Source organism: Saccharopolyspora shandongensis (assembly GCF_900106995.1).
GTDB lineage: Bacteria > Actinomycetota > Actinomycetes > Mycobacteriales > Pseudonocardiaceae > Saccharopolyspora > Saccharopolyspora shandongensis.
The window spans coordinates 1-21,284 of sequence record NZ_FNOK01000040.1 but is presented as its reverse complement, the minus strand read 5'-3'; the positions used below and the strand labels follow the sequence as shown (position 1 = coordinate 21,284).

Here is a 21,284-nt window from a genome sequence, read left to right as displayed (position 1 = left end):
AGTCCGCGGTCGCCGCGCCGACGCTTCGCGTCGCCAGGCGGCGTCCTCCTTCTTCTCGCGCGTCGAAATCGGAACGCGCTGATCCACCGTTCGGAGCGAGCATGACGAGATTCGTGGCGCCCAGCGCCGACGAACACGACGAGATACCGACCGAGTCACCGGTCGAAACCGCGGCCGGGACGACCACCCGACCGGCCGGCCGACTCTTCCGGGACGCCGCCGCGTGGCTGATCGGCGGGCTGTCGCTGCTCGTCACCGTGCTGTTCCTGGTGGTCAACCTGGCCTACAACAACTGGCACTTCATCCCGCCCGTCGACGACGCGTACATCCACCTGCAGTACGCGCGGCAGATCGGCACCGGGCACTTCCTGCAGTACAACACCGGCGACCCGATCAGCACCGGCGCGAGCAGCCTGCTCTACGTGCTGATCCTCGGCGGCGCCTACGCGCTAGGCTTGCCGAGCGAGGCTTTCCTGCCGTTCGCGATGCTTTTCGGCGCGCTGTGCATGGCGCTGACAGCTGCGCTCACCTACCGGCTCGGTGCCCGGCTGGCCGGCCGCCAGGTCGGGATCTGGGCCGGGCTGCTCGTCGCGCTGAGCGGCCCGCTGGCCTGGGGTGCCACCAGTGGTATGGAGATCGCCTTCGTCGCCTTCCTGCTCGTCGCGCTGCTGCTGGTGTTCACCGCCGAGCGCGCGACGAACCGGTTCCTGTGGACGCCGCTGGTCGCGGTGGTGGCCGCGATCACCCGGACCGAGGCGCTGCTGTTCGCCGGCGTGCTCAGCCTGGCGATGATCTGGCACGTGATCGCGCACGCCCGCGGCACCCGCGCCGCCTGGCCGCGCGTGATCGGGCGGATCGTCTGGATCGGCCTGCCGGTCTACGCCGCCGCCGGGCTCTACGCGTTCTACTGGGCGGTGACGGGTTCGGCGGAGCAGAACGGCGTGCTCGCCAAGTCGCTGCTGCACATGCCCGCGGTGTACCCGCTGGAAGTCGCGGACCAGGTGCTCAGCAACTTCCGCACCTTCCTGACCGCCTTCTCCGGACTGTCCACTCAGGACTACGTCTTCCCCGGCGCGCTGCTGCTCGCGGTGATCGGCGTGATCGGCCTGTTCCGGCGGTCCCCGCAGTGGCGCGGCCTGGCGCTGGCCGCCGCGATCGGTGTCGTGCTGGTGCTGGCCTCGGTGTCGACGCTGGAGTTCGCCGACGTCCACCACATGCGCTACGTGCAGCCGCTGATGCCGATCCTGCTGCTGTTCGCCGTCGTCGGCATCCACACCGCGGCCCAGCTGTTCACCGGCGGCGCGCGGCGCTCCGTGCTGGCCGGCGGTGTCGTGCTGGCGCTGCTGTTCACGGTCTCCCAGCTGCCCGCGTGGAGCCTGCGGCAGGCCCAGCAGGCGGCCGGTATCCGGGACCAGCAGGTGACCATCGCGCACTGGATCAAGGGGCACCTGCCGCGCGGGGCGAACGTCGCGGTCAACGACGTCGGCGCCATCACCTACCTCTCGGACCGCTACGTGGTCGACCTGATCGGGCTGGCCACCACCGGATTCGCCACCCCGAACCTGCACGGCGCGGGCAGCCTCTACGAGGAACTGCGGTACCTGCCGGAGGACCGGCGACCGGACTACTTCGCCATCTTCGACTCGTGGAGCGTGCACGGCCTCGGCGAGGCCGGCCTGTTCGGCCGCGAGCTGATCACCTTCGAGCTGAAGTCGCCGACGTTCTCGCACACCACGCTCGGCGGGACGTCGGCCTGCCAGGCCGCGCGGACCTGCAACAAGGTGACCATCTACCAGGCCGACTGGAACGCGCTGGGCTCCGGCGACCAGCCGCTGCTGGCCACCGACGGGCAGATCCGCGACCGGCTCAACGTCGCCGACCTGCGCGACGAGGAACGGCACGACTACCAGGTCGTCCCGGCGCACCAGGGCTTCCAGCCGCGCACCCACGTCAAGACGGTCACCGGGCCCGACGGCGGCGACGTCGTCGACAGCGGCCGGCACGTCGTCGGCGGCGAGATCTTCACCTTCCACGACCTGATCCCCGGCCGCGCGGCGACGATCCTCGGCCGCGTCGACGCGACCGAGCCGCTCGGGGCCGAGCCGACCGGTTCCCGCGCCGTCCAGGTCTCGGTGAACGGGGAGGTCGTGGGCATCTGGAATTTCGACGCCGACCCGCGCGGCTGGGTCGAGGGCACCTTCGCGATCCCGGCCGAGCTGGTCACCGACTCGACGGTGACCGTCGAACTGGGCCCGTTGCAGGAATTCCTCGGCCCGTACCCGGATTACCAGTCCTACGCCTACTGGGTCAGCCAGTAGCGGGCTCGCAGATGCCAACGCCCCGGCCGTCGTGGCTGGGGCGTTCCGGCATTCCGGCCGGTAGAGCGTCCACTGTGCACAATCCGGGCGGTCGCGACGGCCGCCCTGCCCGCCGGGCGCTGTACGCGAACCGCTACCCTGAGTTGGCGCGTCAAGATCACCTTGGTTCGATCCGGCCCCGCGGCTTCACATTCGCGTGATCCGGTCGGGTGCATCATGACGCGATGTGCGGAAATCCACTGGCTCACCGAAGTCATGCACGGTGTGTTACGAAGGGGCTCGCAAGCGGGTGAACAGCCACACGAATCCAGACCAGAACCGGCCTGGTGGGCGTCTTTTTCCCGATGATCTGCCGAAAGCGGCCTGCCCGAACGGCCTATTCGCGGCGTGACGACGAGGGTTCCGCGACACCGTTTCCGCCACACCGGAACTCGCAACCACTACTTCTGGTGACCATGTCATGTTCTACTCGTACCTGCGTGCCGGGCCATGCCCGGCGGGCTGAGGTACCGACCCGACGACACTCCGCGCAATCAGGGGTAAAGAGATGACCGCCATGCCGCTGGAAACACTGGCGCAACTGGACGTACTGGCCCAGCAGACGCAGCTCGGCACCGGAGGCATTCAGGGCTGGATCCTCGAAAACCTGCTGCCGCTGCTGCTGCTCACCGTCGCGATCCTGCTGCTGTGGCTGGGCGGCGGTAAAGGCGACAACGCGGGCGTCATGCGCCGCGTCGGCGGCGTGATCGTCGCGCTCGCGATCATCGGGCTGGCCGTGAACGGGGCGGGCGTGAACATCGGCACGTTCATCGCGGGCCTGTTCAGCACCAGCGGCGGGTGATCCGGCGTGCGAATACGGACCGACGACGAGATCTACCGGGTCGACGCGGTCTGGCTCGGCCCGCCCAAGGCGACCTTCCCGTGGCGCGCCCGCTACGTCGCATGGGGCGTGGGCCTCGTGGTGTTCCTGCTGGTGCTCGCCGTGGAACGGCGGATGAACATCGGCTTCGACTTCTTCTCCACCGCGTGGGCCGTGATCATCACGATCGTCCTGACCCGGATCATCTGCTCCCGGATCGGGCACGAGCGACCGCTGGGTGCGGTGCTGGTGATGTGGCTGCGCGAACTCACCGCCCCCCGGGAGAAGACGTCCGGCACGGGTGGCGCCGCCAGCGCCGCCCGGATCAAGGTTCGGACGCAGCGGCCTCGGCCCAAGAAGTCCAAGCGGGGACGCCCGGTGCCGCCGCAGCAGCGGCCCGCCCGGCCCAGGCAGCAGCCGGCCGCCCGCAGCACGGTTCCCAGCAGGCGCACGCGTAGCAAGGAGGTTCGCGGTGTTCGGTCGCCGGCCAGGCCGTGAGCGCAACACGCAGCAGGTCCCGGGTCCCCGAGGCTCGAACGGCAAGGTCCGCAGCGCGAAGAGCAAGCCGGGCAAACGCGGCCGCGGGCCCGGCGACGAGCAGTCCATCCCGAACTACACGCCGTCGATCGCCGCGCGGTCCATCGACGGCCACCTGCTGCGCACCGGCCAGGACGTGTTCGCCTGGTACCGGCTCTCCCCGCAGCGCTGGTCCTTCCGCTCCGACTCGCAGCGCCAGGACCTGATCGCGGCGATCGCCGGCCAGTACGCCGAGCTGCAGGGCCGCTGGATGCACCTGCGCGTGACCAACCGGCCGTACCCGATCCGGATGTGGGCCGAGGCGCACGTGCACAACTCGCGCTACCCGCTGCCGGACACGCCCGGCGCGCTGTCCTTCGACGACTACATGGTCGGCGAGCAGCAGCAGCTGATGGGCCGCTCGATGGCGGAGAAAGAGGTCTACCTGGGCGTCCAGGTGCAGACCCGCAACGTGGTGGACCGAGCGGTGGAGCGCGCCGCGCCGTTGCTGCGCCGGGTGTTCCCGGAGGCGGTGGACGCCGAACTCGTCGCGCTGGACAGCGAGGTCGAGCACCTGGACCAGGTGATCGGCTCGGCCGGGCTGGACGGACGCCCGGTGACCGCCGAGGAGATCTCCTGGCTGATGCACCGCTCGTGCTCGCTGGGACTGCCCGCGCCCCGCAACCTGCCCGCGGTGCCCGGCGCGCCGTGGGAACCCGAGGACCTCGCGTCCTTCACCGACGCCTCCGACATGCACCAGGACCCGTACGCGCCGACGGTGACCGTGCGCGGCCGCACCGGCTCGAACGCGGGCGTCACCCGGCACCTCGCGGTGCTCACCGTCGGGCAGACGCACGGCCTGCAGATCCCGGAGATCGACGACCCGTGGGTGCAGCACTCCGACCGGCTGCCCGCGCCGGTCGAGTGGTCCGCGCGGATCTACGTGCGCCGCCCCGAGGACGTCGGCGGCGAGCTGCAGCGGCAGATGAACAAGGTGCGCTCCCAAGTCCGGCACTACACCGAGGAGCACGGCCTGGAGCCGCCGACCTCGCTGGCCCGGCAGGCCGGCCGGGTGCTCGAGGTCGACGACGAGATGACCTCCGGCTTCACGGCGCTGGCCACCCGCGTCAAGTCCTGGTGGCGGCTCGCGGTGTCCGGCCCCACCGAGCGGGACGCGCTGCGGCTGGCGCAGCAGATCCTCGACCTCTACAAGCCCAAGATCGGCATCGAGCACCCCGAAGCGCAGTACGCGATGGCCCGCGAGTTCATCCCGGGCGAGCCACTGGCCAACAGCGCCTACCTGCGCCGCGGCTCGGTGGTCTGGGCGGCGTCCGCGGTGCCGCAGGCGACCGCGGAGGTCGGCGACCGGCGCGGCGCGCTGCTCGGCGAGACCTGCACCGCGACCCGGCGCCCGGTGGCCTGGGACCCGTGGATGGCGCAGGAGATCCGCGACGCCTCCGGCCTGACCGCGATGGTCGCCGGACTCGGTGGCGGCAAGTCCTTCCTGGGTGGCGGAATCGTCTACAAGACGCTGCGCTCCGGCGCCCACTGGACGCTGCTGGACCCGTCCGGCCCGCTGGCGGAGCTGTGCACGCTGCCGGAGCTGCGGCCCTACGCCCGGCCGATCAACCTGCTCAACGCCCAGCCCGGCATCCTCAACCCGTACCGGGTGGTGGCCGAACCGGACCTGGAGCACTTCGTCGACGAAGAGGACCCGGAGCGCAGCTGGCGCCGCGAACGCGCGCTGGCCGCGGCCACCCGGCGCCGCCTGGTGCTCGACGTGCTGACCGGCCTGCTGCCGTACGAGGTGGCGAGGCTGCCGCAGACCCGGATCGTGCTGCTGCGCGCGGTCCGCGCCGTCGGCGGGCGGCCGGACGCCCACCCGGGCATGGTCTTCGAGGCGCTGCGCCGCGATGCGAGCGAGCACCACGAGCACGCGGTGGTCGTGGCGGACTTCCTCGACGAGATCCGGGAACGGATGTCGCTGCTGATCCCCGAGGTCGACGCCGACCCGTACTCGGAGCGGCGCGAGGACCGGCTCACGGTGCTGACCATGGCCGGCCTGACGCTGCCGAAGGACGGCGTCGGCCGGGAGCACTGGACCGACGCGGAGGCGCTCGGCGTCGAGATGCTCAACCTGGCCGCCTGGCTGACGCAGCGGTCGATCTACGAACGGCCCAAGAACGAGCGCAAGGGCGTGTGGATCGACGAGGCGTTCTTCCTCTCCGAGGTGCCGACCGGCCGCGTGCTGATGAACCGGTTCGCCCGCGACTCCCGGAAGTGGAACGTCCGAGTCCTGCTGTCCAGCCAGATCCCGGCCGACTTCCTGCGCATCCAGGGCTTCGTGTCCCTGCTGGACTCGGTGTTCATCGGCCGGCTGGACGACGAGCAGGCGCAGGCCGACGCGCTCCGGCTGCTCAAGGTGCCGGTCGGCGCCGGGTACGAGCAGGTGGTGGCGGCGCTCGGCCGTCGGCCGGGCCCGGCCCGCAACGCCACCGAGCGCGACCGCTCGCCGCGCCAGTTCATCTTCGGCGACGGCGCCGGCGGCGTGGAGAAGATCCGCATCGACTTCTCCGGCCCCCACCTGGACCACCTGCGCGACGCCCTCGATACCACGCCGTCCGCCGAGGATTACTCCGAGCACCGGTCCCTGGCACCCGCCGCCGACGGAGCGAACTCCGACTCCGGCGTCCCCGCGCTGGGTTCGGGCGACGAGTACCCGGACGACTACGAATCGTTCGACGAGTTCGAGCTCGAAACGGTCGGCATCGGCTACGCCGAGGACGGCAGCGAGCGCTCGACCGGCCGGCCGGGCGAGCGGGGTGGGGAAGACGCCCGGTGAACGGCCAGATCAGCGGCGCTGCGCTCGCGACCGCGCTGTTCGCGCTGGTGGTCGCGGTGCTGGTCCGCCGCCACCGGAAGCGGCGTGAGCGGCTCGCCGCGGGAGCTCCCAAGCGCCGCGCGTTCGCGCTCGTCGCCGGGCTGATCGCCATCCAGGCGCTGATCGGGGCCCCGGCCTGGGGCCAGGGCCTGGACTGCAAGGAAGCGCCGAACCCGGAGCGCCCCGGCTCGGGCATGGTCGGCGCCCTGGACCCCGCACCGATGGGTGTCGGGAACCCGGGTAGCGCCTACGACGAGGTCGGCTACGCGGGGCTGGTCTGGCACACCTACGACCTGGGCTGCGGCCCGCAGGGCGTGACCAACCCGAACGCGCTGGTCGACACGTGGCTCGGCAACGAGATGTTCAACATCGCCAAGAACCTCGTCGGCGCCACCAACGGCCTGCACTACGCGCTGCTCAACGGCGACCTGATGGACCCGTTGGACGACGTCATCGCCACCGGCACCGTCGCCCTCTACGACAGCGTGTTCACCCCGTGGTTCGGGCTGGTCGCGCTGGTGCTGGCGATAGTGCTGTTCCGCTACATCTGGTCGGGCGACCTGGCTTCCATCGGCAAGCGCGGCATGTGGGCGCTGGCCGGGCTGTGGTTCGCCTCCGCGACCTACCTGACGCCGCTGGTCTACACGCATGCGCTGGACGACGTGGTGATCAGCGGGACATCGGCGGTGCAGGCCGGGTTCCTGCGGGAGGTCGGTGTCGACGAGAGCAACGCCCTGCCCACGTTGCTGCACGACCAGGTCATCTACCGCAACTGGTTGCGCGGGGAGTTCGGCTCGCCCGATTCGCCGCAGGCCCAGGAGCTGGGTCGGGAACTGTTGCGCGCCCAGTCGTGGAGCAAGCAGGAGGTCAACGCCGGGGCCGACGCCGGCTCGCCGGAACCGAAGAAGCAGGCGTTCAAGGACGTCGCCGGGAAGATGGGCAGCTCCTACGGCTACTTCCAGGGCGTCGACGGCAGCCGCGTCGGCGCCGGGGTGCTGGCGCTGGTGCAGGGCTTCTCGTACGCGGCCTTCCAGCTGCTGGCCAAGGCGACGATCCTGCTCGCCCAGGTGCTGCTGAGAGTGCTGATCCTGGCGGGGCCGCTGATCGGCCTGGTAGCGCTGATCTACCACCAGGTGCTGCGCACCATCGGCCGGGTCGCCGGGGCGGCATTGCTCAACGTGGTGATGATCTCCGCGCTGGCCGGGTTGCACACCCTCATCCTGACCTGGGTATTCGACCCGCTGCGCAACTTCTCCGCGCTGACCCAGATCCTGCTGGCCGCGCTGGTGACGATCGTGTTCCTGCTGGTCGCCAAGCCAGTCCGGCGGATCGGCCAGATGGTCCAGCTGTCGGTGGGCACCGTCAGCCGCGCCGTGCCGCGCGCGCCGCAAGGGTTGTTCTCGCGGTTCCGCGGGCGCTCCAGGCAGGACGACGAGGGCGGCAACTTCTGGGATCAGGTCCGCGACATGGATCCCGACGAGGAGTCCGGGACGCAGCAGCGCGGCCGCTGGCGGAGCCGGCCGGAGGCGCAGCACATGTCGGTCGCGACCGCGCAGCGGTTGGACCGCGACGCGCCGCCGACGGTCGGGCCGGGCGCGAGCGCCGCGCTGCCTATCGGAGGCGCGGTGCGCCGACCGGGCGGTGCGGCGGCGCTGCCGGAGGCGCGGAGCACGAGCCGAGTCGTCGATACCAACCCGGTGGCGGATGCCAAGTGGGATGGCATCGACGAAGATCCGGTGCTGATCCCGTCGCGCACGGCGGGCTCCCCGGCGCCTGGCCCGGCGGAGCCGCCGGGACCGCGCCGAGCGGAGATGGAGGTCGTGGCCGGACGTCCGGTCTACGTGGTCTACCGGCCTTCCCGAGGGCTGGAGGTTGCAGATGGCTGAGGAATTGTCGACAAGCTCATCTTGCGTGGCGGTGCAGGTGGCGGCCCCCCGGCGGGAGTTGCTGTCGCCTTCTCGCTGTGGGATCCCCGACACACGTACGACGCGTCGGGGCTGTCCTCGCGAGAAGACACCTGAGGACCCGCGGCGGTGCGAGCTGCGTAGGCGGGCCAAGCGGCTGCGCCGCTTCGAAGACGGAACCTGGCGCAGGAGGGGGAGCTGATGCCGATCCGCACGCACCGCGGGCGGGCCGCGGTGTACCGCAGGTTGTGGGGCTGGCCGCTGCGCTCCCCGAAGCACCTGGTGGCCGCGGTGGTCGCGCTCGCCGCGGTGGCCACGGTCGTCGGCTACCTGCTGCCCGAGCCGGCGCCGAGCTCGAACATGGCCGCCTCCCGCACCAGGGCCCCCGCGCACTCGGCGGTGGTGCCGCCGCCGACCCGGCCGAAGGCGCCGCCGACGATCTCGGTGCCGCAGGCCGCCCCGACACCGGTCGCCCCGGACCCGGCCGGGCTGGCCGTCGTCGAGCAGTGGGGCAAGGCGTGGGTGGACCACCCTGTCGGCGCCGACCGCCAACAGTGGCTGGCCAAGCTCCGCCCGTACACCACCGACGAGTTCCTCACCGAGATGTCGTCGGTGGACCCGAGCAACGCGGGCAACGTGATCACCGGCGCGGCCGGCGCGGTCAGCTCCACCGCGGGCTCGATGGTGGTGCGGCTGCCCACCGACATCGGTGCGCTGGCGGTGACCGTGAACAAGACCCCGGCCGGTTGGCGAGTCGCCCAGTACGACAAGGAAGGCTGACATGCGGAAGCTCGTGGTTGCGGTCGTCGTGCTCGCGGGTTTCGCAGGTCTGATCGGCGTCGGCGCGGTGACCGCGCTGCTGGTCGGCAGCGGCGGTCGCGGCGCCGGCTGGTCGAACTGCAGCGCCGACCTGGGGCCGTGGGGCGACGGCGCCGGGCGCGGCGAGCAGGACGCCGCGACGCTCACCGACGAGTCGGTCGACATCGCCCAGCGCATCATCGAGATCGGCAAGCAGCGCGGGCTGCCGCCGCGGGCCTGGCAGATCGCCATCCAGGCGGGCAAGACCGAGTCGAACCTGGCCAACCTGTTCCACGGCGACCGGGACTCGCTGGGCATCTTCCAGATGCGGCCGTCCATGGGCTGGGGCACGGTGCAGCAGGTCACCGACGTGGACTACCAGATCAACAAGTTCTACGACGTGCTGCTCGCGGTGCCCGGCTGGGAGGACATGCGGCCCGGCGACGCCGCCCAGCGGGTGGAGCGCTCGGCGTTCCCGCTGCGCTACCACAAGTGGGAGCCGATGGCGGCGCACCTGGTGAGCGTGGAGGGCAACGTCGAGGGCGTCAGCGCCTGCGAGGACCTGCCCAGCGCGGGCGTGCTCGCCGACCAGGCCATCAAGTACGCCCAGACCCAGCTCGGCAAGCCGTACGTGTGGGGCGCGGCGGGGCCGAACGCGTTCGACTGCTCGGGCCTGACGCAGCAGGCGTGGAAGGCGGCCGGGGTGGAGATCCCGAAGTACTCGCAGACGCAGTACTTCCAGGGCGGCGTGCACGTCCCGCTGGCCCAGGCGCAGCCCGGTGACCTGGTGTTCTGGGGCTACGGCCGGGATCCGAACGGCATCCACCACGTGGCGCTGTACCTGGGCGACAACGAGGTCCTGCACGCGCCGCAGCCCGGCGAGTCTGTCGAGGTGACGAAGCTGTGGGACGGCGGCCAGCTGCTGCCCACGGTGGTGCGCCCGGCCTCCGATCCACCGCCGGCGGCCCAGACCGCGCCGCCGTCGACCTCGCCGGTGCCGCCTGCCGACGCGCCTGCACCGCCCGCCGACACGCCGTCGACGGGCGTGCAAGCTCCTGCCGCCGGGGGTGCGAGGTAGGTAAGAATGGCGGCGGCCTGCTGACCTTCGGAAAGGGTTGACCATGTTCACGCCAGACCCGATTCCGCGGCCGTCCGGTCCGCCCGCGTCGAGCACTCCGCTCGGGGACTACCTGGCCCGGCGCCTGCCCGGCGTGGACGCCGGGTACGCGGTGCTGCCGCGATCGCTGGCCGAGGCGATGCCGCTGCCGTGGCAGCACCAGATGAGCAACCTGCTGGCGGAGTTCCACCAGGCGTTCGGGCACCTGCAGTGGCCGGTGTACCGGGTGGTCCCGTCCCGCTACGAGCGGCTGGTGGACCTCGACGACGACCAGCTCGCCGAGGTCGGGTGCACCGTCGAGGTCGACGACAACGGCGAGCTGGAGTACCGGATGCGGGACGGGCGCCGCATCGACAACCCGGAGACGCACCAGGTGCTGGTGTCCTGCTTGGACCCGATCCCGCGGCAGACGCCCGGCGGCTCGCAGCCGACTCCGGCCGCACCGCCCCCGCCGGCCTGGTGAGGTTGGGACATACCGGTCTTGTCGCCGACTGACGCGTGACAGGTGCGCGCCGTCGTGCGAGGCTCGATGCATGGGGCGCGGAAGTTGGTACTTCTGTTTGACGCATCGGCAGGTCGAGCCGAAGGCGGGGTGCCGCGCTGCGGAGCGCCTGGGGCCGTACCCGGATCGGGAGACCGCGGCTCGCGCGCTCGAGATAGCCGAGGAGCGGACCAAGGCGGCCGACGAGGCCGACCAGCGCTGGAACAGCGAGGACTGAGCTCGTGGCGGCGGCGGGGACCTCACCGGGTGGCACCGGAGTTGCCGCCGCCTTACCGACCGGCCGAAGTCGGCCAGAGCTGGGCTTGGACTTCTCGGCGATCCGCGCCGAACTGGGGTTGCCCGTCGACTACCCGACCGCCGCGCTGGCCGAAGTGGAGCAGACCGTCGCGCAGCAGGTGCCCACCGGCGCGCGGGTGGACGCCACGGACCTGCCGCTGGTGACGGTCGATCCGCCCGGCGCGAAGGACCTCGACCAGGCGGTGCTGGTCCGGCGGCGGCGTGGCGGCTACCGGATCCACTACGCGATCGCCGACGTGGCCGCGTTCGTGGTGCCCGGTGGCGCGCTGGACGTGGAGGCGCGGCGGCGCGGGCAGACGCTCTACCTGCCGGACGGCAACATCCCGCTGCACCCGACGCGGCTGTCCGAAGACGCCGCGAGCCTGCTGCCGGACCAGGTGCGCGCAGCGGTGCTGTGGACGATCGACCTGGATTTTGACGGGCTCCCGGTGCGTATCGACGTCCGGCGGGCGCTGGTGCGGTCGGTCGCGCAGCTGGACTACGACGGGGTTCAGCGCTCGCTGCGGCTCGGAGTCCCGCATCCGTCCATCGAGCTGCTGCCGGAGGTCGGGCGGCTGCGCCGGGAGCAGGCGGTGCTGCGCGGCGCGATCGAACTCGGCCTGCCCGAGCAACAGGTGGAGTCGGACGGGGGCGGTGGGTGGCGGCTGGTGTTGCGGCCGCGGCTGGTGGTCGAGGCGTGGAACGCCGAGATCTCGCTGCTCACCGGCATGTGCGCGGCGGAGATGATGCTGTCGGCCGGGATCGGCGTGCTGCGCACGGTGCCCGATCCGGAGCCGGAGACGGTGGCGGGGCTGCGCCGGTCGGCGACTCGGCTCGGCGTGCACTGGCCGGTGGACACGCCGCCCGCGGCCGCGCTCGCCGGGCTCGACCCGATCCGCCCGGAGGCGCTGGCGGTGCACGTGGCGGCGACGCGCCTGCTTCGCGGCGCCGGCTACACCGCCTTCGGGGACGGGGCGCCCGCGAAGACCAATCACGCGGGCATCGGAGCCTCGTACGCGCACGTCACGGCCCCGCTGCGGCGGCTGGTCGACCGCTACAGCGCGGAGGTCTGCCTGGCGGTGGCATCGGACCGGGGAGTACCCGAGTGGGTGCAGGAGGCGCTGGCCGGGCTGCCTTCGGCGATGGGCAGCTCCGACCGGATGGCCGGGCAGGTGGAGCGCGCCTGCATCGCGCAGGCTCAGGCGTGGTCGCTGGCGTCGCGGGTCGGCGAGGAGTTCGCCGCGACGGTGTTGCGGGTGCCCAACGGCACGGCCGGTGAGGTGTTCGTGGCTGATCCGCCGGTCATCGCGCGGTGCAGCGGCACCGGCCTGGGCGAGGGCCAGCAGGTCCAGGTGCGGCTCGTGGAGGCCGATCCGCTGCGCCGCGACGTCGCGTTCGAAGTGGCCTGACCCACACCCCGTGGCGAATTGGTCTCCTCGGGTCGATCGTGGATTGCGCATGGTCGATGGCGACGAAAGGGGCCGAGGGTGGCTGAGGTGCGGGAGATGACGGTCGGAGTGCTGGGTGGCACCGGTGCGCAGGGCCGAGGGCTGGCGATCCGGTGGGCGAAGGCGGGCCTGAAGGTCGTGATCGGCTCGCGGAACGCCGAGCGCGCCGAGCAGGCGGCGGCCGAGATCGTCGAGATCGCGGGCGGCGACGTCTCCGGCCAGGACAACGCGGGTTGCGCGGCGGCGTCGGACATCGTGCTGGCCGCGCTGCCGTGGGAGGGCCACGCGGAGACGCTGAAGTCGTTGCAGGCGGAGCTCGCCGGCAAGATCGTGATCGACTGCGTCAACCCGCTCGGCTTCGACAAGAAGGGGCCGTACGCGCTGCCGGTGCCGGAGGGCAGCGCGGCGCAGCAGGCCGAGCAGCTGCTGCCGGAGTCCCGGGTGACGGCGGCGTTCCACCACGTCTCCGCGGTGACCCTGGCCGACCTCGCGGTCACCCACGTGGACCTGGACGTCTTGGTGCTCGGCGACGACCGCGAGGCCACCGACGTGGTCCGCGAGCTGGCCGACGTGATCCCGGGCGTGCGCGGCATCTACGGCGGGCGCCTGCGCAACGCCCACCAGGTGGAGGCGCTCACGGCGAACCTGATCGCGATCAACCGCCGCTACAAGGCGCACGCGGGCCTCCGCATCACCGACGTCTGATCGGGCGACGCGCCCACCCCCACCGGCCTCGATCACCCGGCGCCGGCGCGATTCCTCGTGGAGTTGCGCGGGCCCCGGGTGATCGGCGTCGTGCGGCGCGAAATTGTCCACTGCCGCCCGGCACGGCACCCTGAGCGGCGGAGGTGGTTCGTGGTGTTGCCGGACGAGGCGAGCAGTTGGAACGACGACGAGCGGGAGCGGGCGGACGCCCTGCTCGACGGGCACACCATCGTGGTCAACGTGCGCAAGGACGGCCCGCACAAGCACCTGGTGCCGTGGCTGGAGGAGCAGGGCCTGCTGACCTACGTGGGGCACGCCGGGCCGCGGCACCACTGGCCGGAGTCGGAGTTCGCCAGCCCGTTCCTCAAGGAGGCGAAGATCGATCGCGAGGCGATGGTCCGGCACTACGAGCAGTGGCTGGACGAGCAGCCGAAACTGCTCGTGGAGCTCCGCGAGGGCGTGCTGAACGGCCGCGCACTGGGCTGCTGGTGCGCGCCCAAGCCGTGCCACGCCGACGTGCTCGCCAAACGCGCGGGCTGACCGGGCGATCCCGCCCCCAGCCGCCTCGGCTGAGCGGCGATTTCGCGCGAAATCGCCGCTCGCCACGCGTGGCAGGTGACGATTTCGCGTGTGAACCGCCGCAAGGCGCATGGCCCCGCCGGATCCGGGTTCGACGAGAACGGCGTCGTCCTGATCACATCTCGGCGCGTCGCCCGCCGTCCACCGTCCAGGCCGCGCCGGTGACATAGGAAGCCTTGGGGGACAACAGGAATGCGGCGACCGCGGCCAGTTCCGCCGGGTCGCCGGACCGGCGCAGCGCCGCCGCCTGCTCGGCCTGCTCCTGGGACTTCGGGTTCCGGGCGGCCAGCTCGCGGGCTCGTTCGGTCTCGAAGCGGCCGGGCAGCAGCGCGTTGACCCGGACCCCGCGCGGCCCGACCTCGTTGGCGAGGTCCTTCACGAAGCCCTGCGTCGCGGGCCGGGCGACGTTCGAGCTGGCCAGCCCGGTCAGCGGCTCCGCGCCGGAGGTGGAGGTCAGGACCACGACCGAGCCGCCGTCGCCTAGTTCGGCGGCGACCTCCCGGGCGATCCGGATCGGGGCGATGGTGGCGATCTCCAAGCCGCGGCGCAGCGTGTCGTCGTCGAGCCCGCTGGGCAGCCCGGCGGGCGGGCCGCCGTGGCTGACGAACAGGCCGTCCAGCCGCCCGAACTGCTCCCGCGCGTAGTCGATCAGGCGGCGCGGAGCGGCGGGGTCGGTGAGGTCGGCGGCGAGCCCGCGGGCGCGGCCGCCGAGCGCGTCGACGGCGGCGGCGGTGTTGTCCTCGGAGGAGGACGACACGACGACGTTGGCGCCTTCGTCGACGAGCGCGCGAGCGGTGGCGAAGCCGAGCCCCTTGCTGGCGCCGGTGACGAGGAAGCAGCGGCCGGAGAGATCGAGATCCATGCCCGGAACCCTAATCCGCACCGCCCGAACCCGAAATCTTCCACCATCCGGAACCCCGCCGGGCCTAGGGTGGGTGCATGGCCGAAGCACAGTTCACGGCGGAGACCTCGACTCGGGGCGAGTGGGTGCGGCAGGCGAACCGGTTCACCGAGCGGATCACCGCGGACGGCTCGTCCCGGTGGCCGGTGGAGCCGGGTCGGTACCGGCTGGTGGTGAGCCTGGCGTGCCCGTGGGCGCACCGGTCGGTGATCGTGCGCCGCCTGCTCGGGTTGGAGGACGTGCTGTCGCTGGGGATCGTCGACCCGATCCGCGACGAGCGCGGCTGGCGCTTCACCCTCGATCCGGGGGAGAAGGATCCGGCGACCGGGATCGCCTTCCTCTCCGAGGCGTACCTGGCCGCCGATCCCGAGTTCGCCGGCCGCTACACGGTCCCGGCGGTCCTGGACGTCGCGGAGCGCAAGGTGGTCACCAACGACTACCCGCAGCTGACGCTCGACCTGTCCACGGAATGGGCCGCGCATCACCGCGACGGCGCGCCGCAGCTGTACCCGGAGCACCTGCGCGCGGAGATCGACGAGGTCAACGCGGTGGTCTACGCCGACGTGAACAACGGCGTCTACCGCTGCGGCTTCGCCACCTCGCAGCAGGCCTACGAGCAGGCCTTCGAGCGGCTCTTCGCGCGCCTGGACTGGCTTTCCGAGCGCCTGGCGGATCGCCGCTACCTGGTCGGCGACGCGATCACCGAGGCCGACGTCCGGCTGTTCACCACGCTGGTGCGCTTCGACGCCGCCTACCACGGGCACTTCAAGTGCAACCGCCAGAAGCTCACCGAGATGCCGGTCCTGTGGGCGTACGCCCGGGATCTGTTCCAGACGCCGGGCTTCGGCGACACGGTCGACTTCGACCACATCAAGCGCCACTACTACGCGACGCACCACCAGATCAACCCGACCGGCATCGTCCCGGCGGGTCCGGACCAGTCCGGCTGGGGCACGCCGCACGGCCGGGAAGCCTTGGGCGGCAAGCCCTTCGGCACCGGCACCCCGCCCGCCTAGTGCAGGGGGCCGTGCGCGCAGCCCCCTGCACGCGCTGATCAGAGCAGGGGCCGGAGGTGCGCGTGGGCCCAGGCGGCGAGAGCGGTCGGCGTCGTGGTGAGGATGCTGCGCTTGTCCTCGGGGACGAAGTTCTCGCGCTGCCCGATCGACATGCCGACGATGCCCTCGACCTGTCCGCTGCTCAAGCCTGCTGATCGCAGCGAGGCGCGGAACTCGTCATCGGAGATCCGCTCGGCGCGCACCTCGCGTCCCACTGCGTGGCTCAGGATCTCGGCCACCCGCGGGAACGTCAGGTCTTCGGGCCCGTGCACGGCCTGCACGTGGCGTCCCGACCAACCGTCCGAGAGCAGCCGCGCGGCCACCACTTCGCCGATGTCGCGGGGATCGACCCAGGGCATCGAGAAGTCGAGGGGCCACGTGGTGCGGAGCACACCCTCGCGCAAGCCGTCGAGCTCCATGAACAGGTTGGTGAAGAAGTATCCGCAGCGCAGGTGCAACACATCCGCGCCGGTGGCATCCAGCTGTTCCTCGGTCCGGGCCAGCCCATCGATCTCGCCGGCTCCGTGGCGCTTCTCCGCGCCGACGCTGCTGAGGAACACGGTGCGGGTGATGCCGTTCTCCCGCACCGCGCGCGCCGCGTTGGCGCCCATGCGGGCGTAGCCGGCGGCCGGGTCGTCGTCCGGCGTGGGCGGGTCCACCCAGAAGAGGCGGTCAGCGTCCTTCGTCGCGCGGAGGACGAAATCGGCATCACCCTGGTCGCCCTGCGCGACGTCGACCCGGTCGCGCGTCGCCGCGTCGAGCCTGGCGGGTTCGCGCATCAGCAATGTCGGGCGCACGCCAGCCTGCACGAGCAGTTGCACGACTCGGGATCCCACGTGTCCGGTGGGTGTGGTGACGACGATCTTCTCGGGTTCATGTGCCATGCCCGGGACGCTACGGTCGGTTGTGGTCGAATCCTGGCCACAATTCCGGTTAGGTTCGACTGCGATGACGGATCCGAGCACCCGGCTGTTGGAGCTGCTCTCGCTGCTGCAAAGCGGCCGGAGCTGGCCCGGGGCTGAACTGGCCGCGCGGCTGGGCACCTCTCCGCGCACGCTTCGGCGCGACCTCGACCGCCTGCGCGAGCTCGGCTACCCGGTCTCCTCGACGCGCGGGCCGGGCGGCAACTACCAGCTCGTCGCCGGCCGGGCCATGCCGCCGCTGCTGCTCACCGACGACGAGGCGGTCGCCACCGTTGTCGGCCTGCGGATCGCCGCGCTCACCCAGATGGGCGGGGCCGGCGATGCTGCCGAAGGTGCCTTGCGCAAGCTCGAACGCGTCGTACCCACCCGGCTGCGCGCCCGGATACAGGCGCTCACCTCGGCAACGGAGACGACCTCCCGCGCCACCGAGGCGCTGGATCTGCGCACCGTGCAGCTGCTCGCGACCGCAGCGCACCTGCGCCAGGACGTGCGTTTCGACTACACCAGCCGCGGCGGGAAGCACACCGAACGCCGCGTCGAGCCCTACCGCCAGGTGCTGTTCGACCGCCGCTGGTATCTGCTGGGCTGGGATCGCGACCGAGCCGACTGGCGCACCTATCGCATCGACCGGATCGGCGAGCTCACCGTCCCGGGCACCACCTTCGCTCCCCGCGAGCTGCCCGCCGACGACCCGGTGAGCTTCGTGCAGGACAGCACCCGGTTCCCGCACGGGCGGCGCGGCGTGGTGCGCTTCGCCGCGCCGGTCTCGGTGGTGTCCGACCGGCTGATCGCCGAAGCAGGGTCGCTCGAAGCCATCGACGACACCAGCTGCCGCTACGTCACCAGCGTCGAATCCTGGGAGTGGCTGTCGATCATCCTCGCCACGGTCGGCGTGCCCTACACGATCGAGGCTCCGCCCGAGCTCATCGGCTACTCGCGGGAGCTGGCCGATCGCATCGCCCGGGCCGCCGGCGGCTGATCCGGGGTGCGCGACGGGCGCCGCGCACCCCGGCGTCACCTCACTGGAAGGAGTGCTCCGCGGCGGGGAAGGCGTGGCCGCGGACGTCGTCCGCGAAGCGGCCGGCGGCCTCGGCCAGGATGCCGCCCACGTCGGCGTAGCGCTTCACGAACTTCGCCGTGCGGCCGGTGTTCATGCCCGACATGTCCGTCCAGACCAGCACCTGGGCGTCGCAGTCGGGCCCGGCCCCGATGCCGACCGTCGGGATGCGCAGCTCCCCGGTCACCCGCTTTGCCGCGTCCGCCGACACCATCTCCAGCACCACGGAGAACGCGCCGGCCTCCTGCACCGCGAGCGCGTCCGCGAGCAGCTCGTCGGCCTTGTCGCCGCGGCCCTGCACCCGGTAGCCGCCGAGGCCGTGCTCGCTCTGCGGGGTGAAGCCGATGTGGGCCATCACCGGGATGCCCGCCGATACCAGCGCCTCGATCTGCGGGGCGTAGCGGCGGCCGCCTTCGAGCTTGACCGCGTGCGCGCGGCCTTCCTTCATGAACCGCGTCGCGGTGGCCAGCGCCTGCTCCGGCGACGCCTGGTAGGAGCCGAACGGCAGGTCGGCCACCACCAGCGCCCGCTCCGCCGACCGGGTCACGGCGCGGACCAGCGGCAGCAGCTCGTCCACGGTCACCGGTAGCGACGACTCGTAGCCGTAGACGTTGTTGGCGGCCGAGTCGCCGACCAGCAGCACCGGGATGCCGGCCTGGTCGAAGATCCGCGCGGTGTACATGTCGTACGAGGTGAGCATCGGCCAGGGCTCGCCGCGCTCCTTCAGCTGCTGGAGGTGGTGGATGCGCACGCGCCGCTTGGTCGGCGTGGATCCGTACGGCGCCGCAGTCTCACCCTGGTTCTGGGCAGCAGTCATCGTTGACCGTCCTTTCCTCGAGGCCCGCATCGCGGGTCCCCGGGTAGTTGCGGATGGTTGCGGGGCAAAGCGTCGCACGCGCTCAACCCCGCCGACACATCCCGGAGGCCAACATCACCATGGTGACCTAGCACGGAGGCCACTGGACTTATCTGTGGGGAGGAAGCGCGTCAAGCCGGAGAACGCCGCGCCAGCGGCGACCAATCAATCTGACGCTTACTCGAAAGCGATCGTGCTGTGAAATAAACGGGGAAGAAGTCAAAGTTCAGCCGATCCAGGGCTCCGCGATGCGCGCGTAGGTGCCGTCGTGCAGCGCGAGGTTGAGCCACTGGTTCACGTACTGCTGGAACACGACGTCGCCCTTCGGCAGCACGTACGCCTTCTCGCTGAAGGTGAACGGCTGGTCGGGGTGCACCGAGCACAGCTCCGGGTGCTGCCTGGCCTGCCACTTGGTCTCGGCGGCGTCGGTCATCATCAGGTCGGCCTTGCCGTCGAGGATCTGCTGGAAGATCGTGTTGTTGTCCGGGTGCTCGACGATGGTGGCCTGCTTGAGGTTCTGCTTGGCGAACTGCTCGTTGGTGCCGCCGGGGTTGACGACGGCGCGGACGCCGGGCTGGTCGATCTGCTGCAGCGTCTGGAACCGCGCGGCGTTCTCGCAGCGGGTGATCGGTGTCTTGCCGTCGACCACGTAGGCGGTGCTGAAGAAGGCCTGCTTCGAACGGTCCAGGGTGATCGACACGCCGCCGACGGCGATGTCGCACTGCGCGTTGAAGTCGGCGACCAGCGTTTTCCAGGTCGTGGGCACGATCGTCGCCTTGATGCCGAGCCTGTCTGCGAGGTCGTGCGCCATGTCGATGTCGATGCCGCTCCAGGCGCCCGCCGCGTCCCGGTAGGTGAACGGCCGGTAGTCCCCGGTGCTGCAAACCCGCAGTTCACCGCGCTGGACGACGTCGTCCAACCGGCTCGCCGCGGGCTTCGCCGGCTCGACCGGCGCGGCGGAGCATGCTGTGCTCAGGGCGACGACGGCCGCCGCGGCCAATCCGGAACCGAACTTCTTCCACTGCATGACGCCCGCCTTTCGATCTTCGTGGAACATGCATAACCGCTCGGCCGCGGGAAGACCAGAGCGATGAGTTCCGCGGCCCCGCGAGGTCTGCACCTCCAGGAGCGTTTCGCGAGAGGAGCACACGATGGACGAGCAGTTCACCGCGACGCTGCAGAAGAGCCCGAACCCCGGCGGCTGGACCTACGTGGTCTGGCCGCGGTCGGCCGAGTACTTCGGCACCCGTGGCCTCGTGAAGGTCCGGGGCACGATCGACGGCCTGCCGTTCCAGAGCTCGTTCATGGCGCTGGGCGACGGCACGCACAAGCTCCCGGTGAAGGCCGGCATCCGCAAGGCGCTCGGGAAGGAGGCGGGCGCCGAGGTGACCGTCCGCCTGCTGGAGCGGATCACCGGCTGAGGCCGCCCGGCCCCCGGCTCGCGCGTCCCGAGAACGTGACGGCCTGGTCGGATCCCGGTCGGCGCGGTGATCGGGTTGGCGGCGACGATGCTCGCATCGGTCGTGGTCATGGGTGTTGCAGAGATCCAGATCCCGCCCGGCTACCCGACGACCTGCCGCGAACGCGGCAACGGCTGAGGTCCGCTTCCGGCAATAACGGGAAAAACAACGATGCAACCAAACGGCCGCCCGAGCGTCTAAAGGCCGGGAGCGCGTGGGAGCGCGGGAGGGAGACAACTGGGGGTGCCTCCCTCCCGCCGGCCGAGTTCCGCGAGGGGATACTTCCCCGGTGACTGCCTTCTACCACGTGTGCTTCGTCGTGCCCGACGTCGAGAAGGCGATGCGCGACTTCGAGTCGTCCGCGGGCGTCGAGTGGCACGAACCGCAGGCCGCCCGGCTCGGGGACTGGGACTACCGGATCGTCTTCACCAAGGGCGGGGCGCCGTTCATCGAGCTGATCGAGGGCCCGCCGGGGAGCCCGTGGGACGCGTCCGCGGGCGCCAGGTTCGACCACCTCGGCTACTGGACGAGTTCGCTGGCGGCGGGCACACGGCGGCTCGCCGATCAGGGCCTGCCGGAGGAGTTCTCCGGCTGCCCGTACGGCAGGGCCTTCGCGTACCACCGGATGGACTCGATCGGGGCCCGCATCGAGCTCGTCGACGCATCCCGCCAGCCGCAGTTCCTGCAGACGTGGAACCCGGCCGGTGCGCCGATGCCCGCCATCGACGAGCATTCCTGACACCACTCGGTCCAATGTGGACGCCTGCTTGAGCTCGTGAGTGCTTTGGGCTGCTATGGCACTCTGTCTTCGCTCAGGACCTCGTGAACAGTTTGTGTCTCAGGACCTCGTGAACACTGGCTGGCCTGCTGTCTGTGATCATCAGTGGTGGGCGGAACAGGGTTTTCGATGGATCCGGACCTGGTCGCGGCGGTGGCTGCGGTGGCTGGCGGTGACAAGATCAACGTGTCGAGGTTCTGTGCTGAGCACAAGATCTCGCGCACGGTGTTCTACAAGTACGTCAACCGATTCCGGCAGGAAGGAGCGGCGGGGTTCATCCGCCGCTCTTCTGCCCCGCACCGACGGCCGACAACGACCGCGGCGCGGGTGCGTGAGGCGGTCGTGCGGGCC

21 protein-coding genes are annotated in these 21,284 nt (G+C 71.3%); 17 read left to right on the top strand and 4 right to left on the bottom strand.

Annotation, left to right across the window (positions count from 1 at the left end; translation table 11 throughout):
- The first annotated feature begins 101 nt into the window (after positions 1 to 101).
- The 12 genes from BLW84_RS31630 to BLW84_RS31575 all read left to right on the top strand — a co-directional run bounded on the left by BLW84_RS31630 (position 102) and on the right by BLW84_RS31575 (position 13,864).
- Positions 102 to 2,318 carry a glycosyltransferase family 39 protein gene (locus BLW84_RS31630; RefSeq protein ID WP_143061170.1) on the top strand — a complete coding sequence of 739 codons (2,217 nt, stop codon included), beginning with the start codon at positions 102 to 104 and terminating at the stop codon, positions 2,316 to 2,318.
- Positions 2,319 to 2,865: 547 nt separating this feature from the next.
- Positions 2,866 to 3,159: a hypothetical protein gene (locus BLW84_RS31625; RefSeq protein WP_093272927.1), complete on the top strand. Its 294-nt coding sequence runs from the start codon at positions 2,866 to 2,868 to the stop codon at positions 3,157 to 3,159.
- Between the two features lie 6 nt (positions 3,160 to 3,165).
- On the top strand, positions 3,166 to 3,675 hold the full coding sequence (locus BLW84_RS31620; protein ID WP_093272925.1) for a hypothetical protein: 510 nt from the start codon (positions 3,166 to 3,168) through the stop codon (positions 3,673 to 3,675).
- Positions 3,650 to 6,535, top strand: a complete 2,886-nt coding sequence (locus BLW84_RS31615; protein WP_093272922.1) for an ATP-binding protein — start codon at positions 3,650 to 3,652, stop codon at positions 6,533 to 6,535. The genes BLW84_RS31620 and BLW84_RS31615 overlap by 26 nt, the downstream gene beginning before the upstream one ends.
- The gene (locus BLW84_RS31610; RefSeq protein ID WP_245761522.1) at positions 6,532 to 8,460 is read left to right on the top strand and encodes a hypothetical protein; all 1,929 of its coding nucleotides are present in this window, start codon (positions 6,532 to 6,534) and stop codon (positions 8,458 to 8,460) included. Before BLW84_RS31615 ends, BLW84_RS31610 begins: the two co-directional genes overlap by 4 nt.
- 219 nt (positions 8,461 to 8,679) lie before the next feature.
- Positions 8,680 to 9,258: a hypothetical protein gene (locus BLW84_RS31605; protein ID WP_093272920.1), complete on the top strand. Its 579-nt coding sequence runs from the start codon at positions 8,680 to 8,682 to the stop codon at positions 9,256 to 9,258.
- A 1-nt stretch (position 9,259) separates the two neighbouring features.
- Positions 9,260 to 10,354, top strand: a complete 1,095-nt coding sequence (locus BLW84_RS31600) for a C40 family peptidase (RefSeq protein ID WP_093272918.1) — start codon at positions 9,260 to 9,262, stop codon at positions 10,352 to 10,354.
- A 43-nt stretch (positions 10,355 to 10,397) separates the two neighbouring features.
- The gene (locus BLW84_RS31595; RefSeq protein ID WP_093272915.1) at positions 10,398 to 10,856 is read left to right on the top strand and encodes a hypothetical protein; all 459 of its coding nucleotides are present in this window, start codon (positions 10,398 to 10,400) and stop codon (positions 10,854 to 10,856) included.
- 70 nt (positions 10,857 to 10,926) lie between these two features.
- Positions 10,927 to 11,112: a hypothetical protein gene (locus BLW84_RS31590; protein WP_093272913.1), complete on the top strand. Its 186-nt coding sequence runs from the start codon at positions 10,927 to 10,929 to the stop codon at positions 11,110 to 11,112.
- A 4-nt stretch (positions 11,113 to 11,116) separates the two neighbouring features.
- The gene (locus BLW84_RS31585) at positions 11,117 to 12,580 is read left to right on the top strand and encodes an RNB domain-containing ribonuclease (protein WP_093272910.1); all 1,464 of its coding nucleotides are present in this window, start codon (positions 11,117 to 11,119) and stop codon (positions 12,578 to 12,580) included.
- Positions 12,581 to 12,658: 78 nt separating this feature from the next.
- A complete protein-coding gene (gene npdG, locus BLW84_RS31580) occupies positions 12,659 to 13,324 on the top strand; it encodes an NADPH-dependent F420 reductase (protein WP_093272906.1) in 666 nt (221 codons plus the stop codon).
- 153 nt (positions 13,325 to 13,477) lie between these two features.
- Positions 13,478 to 13,864: a DUF4326 domain-containing protein gene (locus BLW84_RS31575; protein WP_093273038.1), complete on the top strand. Its 387-nt coding sequence runs from the start codon at positions 13,478 to 13,480 to the stop codon at positions 13,862 to 13,864.
- A 154-nt stretch (positions 13,865 to 14,018) separates the two neighbouring features.
- Here the strand turns inward: BLW84_RS31575 and BLW84_RS31570 are convergent, their stop codons facing one another.
- Positions 14,019 to 14,765: an SDR family NAD(P)-dependent oxidoreductase gene (locus BLW84_RS31570; RefSeq protein WP_093272904.1), complete on the bottom strand. Its 747-nt coding sequence runs from the start codon at positions 14,763 to 14,765 to the stop codon at positions 14,019 to 14,021.
- A 77-nt stretch (positions 14,766 to 14,842) separates the two neighbouring features.
- Between BLW84_RS31570 and BLW84_RS31565 the strand changes: the two genes are divergently transcribed.
- Positions 14,843 to 15,820 carry a glutathione S-transferase family protein gene (locus tag BLW84_RS31565; RefSeq protein WP_093272902.1) on the top strand — a complete coding sequence of 326 codons (978 nt, stop codon included), beginning with the start codon at positions 14,843 to 14,845 and terminating at the stop codon, positions 15,818 to 15,820.
- A gap of 38 nt (positions 15,821 to 15,858) precedes the next feature.
- Here the strand turns inward: BLW84_RS31565 and BLW84_RS31560 are convergent, their stop codons facing one another.
- Positions 15,859 to 16,743, bottom strand: coding sequence for an NmrA family NAD(P)-binding protein (locus tag BLW84_RS31560; RefSeq protein WP_093272899.1), 885 nt, complete (start codon positions 16,741 to 16,743; stop codon positions 15,859 to 15,861).
- 64 nt (positions 16,744 to 16,807) lie between these two features.
- On the opposite strand from BLW84_RS31560, the gene BLW84_RS31555 reads away from it, so the two are divergent.
- Complete coding sequence (locus BLW84_RS31555; protein WP_093272897.1) at positions 16,808 to 17,761, top strand: helix-turn-helix transcriptional regulator; 954 nt, start codon at positions 16,808 to 16,810, stop codon at positions 17,759 to 17,761.
- Positions 17,762 to 17,801: 40 nt separating this feature from the next.
- Here the strand turns inward: BLW84_RS31555 and panB are convergent, their stop codons facing one another.
- Together panB and BLW84_RS31545 are read right to left on the bottom strand one after the other, a co-directional pair.
- Positions 17,802 to 18,656 (bottom strand): 3-methyl-2-oxobutanoate hydroxymethyltransferase, encoded by an 855-nt coding sequence (gene panB, locus BLW84_RS31550; RefSeq protein ID WP_093272895.1) that lies wholly within the window; start codon positions 18,654 to 18,656, stop codon positions 17,802 to 17,804.
- Positions 18,657 to 18,921: 265 nt separating this feature from the next.
- Positions 18,922 to 19,722, bottom strand: coding sequence for a transporter substrate-binding domain-containing protein (locus BLW84_RS31545; RefSeq protein WP_093273036.1), 801 nt, complete (start codon positions 19,720 to 19,722; stop codon positions 18,922 to 18,924).
- Between the two features lie 124 nt (positions 19,723 to 19,846).
- On the opposite strand from BLW84_RS31545, the gene BLW84_RS31540 reads away from it, so the two are divergent.
- The 3 genes from BLW84_RS31540 to BLW84_RS31530 all read left to right on the top strand — a co-directional run.
- Positions 19,847 to 20,116, top strand: coding sequence for a DUF1905 domain-containing protein (locus tag BLW84_RS31540; RefSeq protein WP_093272893.1), 270 nt, complete (start codon positions 19,847 to 19,849; stop codon positions 20,114 to 20,116).
- A gap of 328 nt (positions 20,117 to 20,444) precedes the next feature.
- Complete coding sequence (locus tag BLW84_RS31535; protein ID WP_093272890.1) at positions 20,445 to 20,894, top strand: VOC family protein; 450 nt, start codon at positions 20,445 to 20,447, stop codon at positions 20,892 to 20,894.
- A gap of 168 nt (positions 20,895 to 21,062) precedes the next feature.
- Positions 21,063 to 21,284, top strand: a 222-nt coding sequence (locus BLW84_RS31530) for a helix-turn-helix domain-containing protein (protein WP_143061169.1), incomplete at its 3' end; no start/stop codon positions are given.

What these genes read in the sequence shown, in the direction of transcription:
- BLW84_RS31630 (WP_143061170.1), top strand. Translation starts at nt 102, where the DNA reads ATGACGAGATTCGTGGCGCCCAGCGCCGACGAACACGACGAGATACCG.
- BLW84_RS31625 (WP_093272927.1), top strand. Translation starts at nt 2,866, where the DNA reads ATGACCGCCATGCCGCTGGAAACACTGGCGCAACTGGACGTACTGGCC.
- BLW84_RS31605 (WP_093272920.1), top strand. Translation starts at nt 8,680, where the DNA reads ATGCCGATCCGCACGCACCGCGGGCGGGCCGCGGTGTACCGCAGGTTG.
- BLW84_RS31600 (WP_093272918.1), top strand. Translation starts at nt 9,260, where the DNA reads ATGCGGAAGCTCGTGGTTGCGGTCGTCGTGCTCGCGGGTTTCGCAGGT.
- BLW84_RS31595 (WP_093272915.1), top strand. Translation starts at nt 10,398, where the DNA reads ATGTTCACGCCAGACCCGATTCCGCGGCCGTCCGGTCCGCCCGCGTCG.
- BLW84_RS31590 (WP_093272913.1), top strand. Translation starts at nt 10,927, where the DNA reads ATGGGGCGCGGAAGTTGGTACTTCTGTTTGACGCATCGGCAGGTCGAG.
- BLW84_RS31570 (WP_093272904.1), bottom strand. Translation starts at nt 14,765, where the DNA reads ATGGATCTCGATCTCTCCGGCCGCTGCTTCCTCGTCACCGGCGCCAGC.
- BLW84_RS31565 (WP_093272902.1), top strand. Translation starts at nt 14,843, where the DNA reads ATGGCCGAAGCACAGTTCACGGCGGAGACCTCGACTCGGGGCGAGTGG.
- BLW84_RS31560 (WP_093272899.1), bottom strand. Translation starts at nt 16,743, where the DNA reads ATGGCACATGAACCCGAGAAGATCGTCGTCACCACACCCACCGGACAC.
- BLW84_RS31555 (WP_093272897.1), top strand. Translation starts at nt 16,808, where the DNA reads ATGACGGATCCGAGCACCCGGCTGTTGGAGCTGCTCTCGCTGCTGCAA.
- panB (WP_093272895.1), bottom strand. Translation starts at nt 18,656, where the DNA reads ATGACTGCTGCCCAGAACCAGGGTGAGACTGCGGCGCCGTACGGATCC.
- BLW84_RS31545 (WP_093273036.1), bottom strand. Translation starts at nt 19,722, where the DNA reads ATGCAGTGGAAGAAGTTCGGTTCCGGATTGGCCGCGGCGGCCGTCGTC.
- BLW84_RS31540 (WP_093272893.1), top strand. Translation starts at nt 19,847, where the DNA reads ATGGACGAGCAGTTCACCGCGACGCTGCAGAAGAGCCCGAACCCCGGC.